General features: G+C 64.0%; 1 protein-coding gene. It reads right to left on the bottom strand.

The window, feature by feature from the left end:
* Positions 1-908, bottom strand: a 908-nt coding sequence (locus N5079_RS35035) for a hypothetical protein (protein ID WP_261588524.1), incomplete at its 3' end; no start/stop codon positions are given.
* Between the last annotated feature and the right edge of the window lie 149 nt (positions 909-1,057).

The following is a 1,057-nucleotide window of genomic DNA, read 5'->3' as shown; positions in this document are numbered from 1 at the left end:
GTGAGACGTGTGGAAAGGTCGTAGACCATCGCCGAGACCGCTTGTTCGAGTGATAGTCCATCGGAGTTGTCGGCCCGTTCGACGCAGCCGAGGATCAACGCCAGGCGCCCGGTTCCCAGCAAGGAGCGCCGCCTGAGGTGATCGATTATGCCGACGTCGGGATCGATAAGGGCACGGAGCGCAATCCCCTCGGTCAGCGCCGTCATCAGAGCGACCAAGGCGTCAAGCGTGAGACCGGTGCGCAGCCGCAGACCCCGAGCCCGGAGGATCTCTGCGAAGCCCTCTTTCCACGGCGCAACGATCCCGTGATGGTTCTCGGCCATGGCTTTCCGGATGGTGTCATCGCCGTCGGCTGCCGCGACGGCGATGAGCTCGAGCCGGAACTTCGGCCTGTCGATCAGCGTCATCAAGTCCCCGTAGCCCAGATCGTGCACGGCTTGGACGAAATGCGGGCCCTCGATGATCTGCTCGATGACGTCGGCGGCCTCGGTGGTGTCGCAATGGGTGGGCTGGTACTGCGACCACAGCCCAAAACGCAGCAGATCAGCGATGAAGTCTGAATGAGATCTCCAGGTGCTTCGCATCGTGGAGACGCTGCCCATCTGCGGGAACGGGGCAGGGTTATTGGCCACCTCCGCGGCCACCGCGCGCTGTGACAGGAAACTCAGCACCGGGCGATCAATGGAGTTCTCATCGTCCACATCACTGGGTGTGCGGGTGGCACCCGGGCCGAGATTACGTTCGATCAGCCGCATGGCCGCCGCGAGATAGGCCGCGGTGACCGGGTCGTTGGCCAGCCTGGTACGGCTGAAGGCCGTACGGCGGTCAAGTCGCCGCAGGACCTGCGAGAGGTCCTGATTGTAGGGGTGGGGAAGTTGCTGTTTCAGCGTCTGCTGCTTATCAGCCACGCCGCCCATAATCCGCCGGTATAGCCGGGCGTGTCCAGGTGCGCAGCTGCGCGGTAGTACGCAGCTGCGCCCTCTCAGCCGCGCCCGCGCACCTGGGTGCCAGACAACCCACGTCGTTTTGAAGAGGATTAAGCCCTGTCGGGGCAATC

It is taken from the genome of Planotetraspora sp. A-T 1434, from assembly GCF_025420585.1.
Classification (GTDB): domain Bacteria; phylum Actinomycetota; class Actinomycetes; order Streptosporangiales; family Streptosporangiaceae; genus JAOEGB01.
The sequence above is the reverse complement of the archived record's forward strand: the minus strand, read 5'-3'. Positions and strand labels throughout refer to the sequence as shown.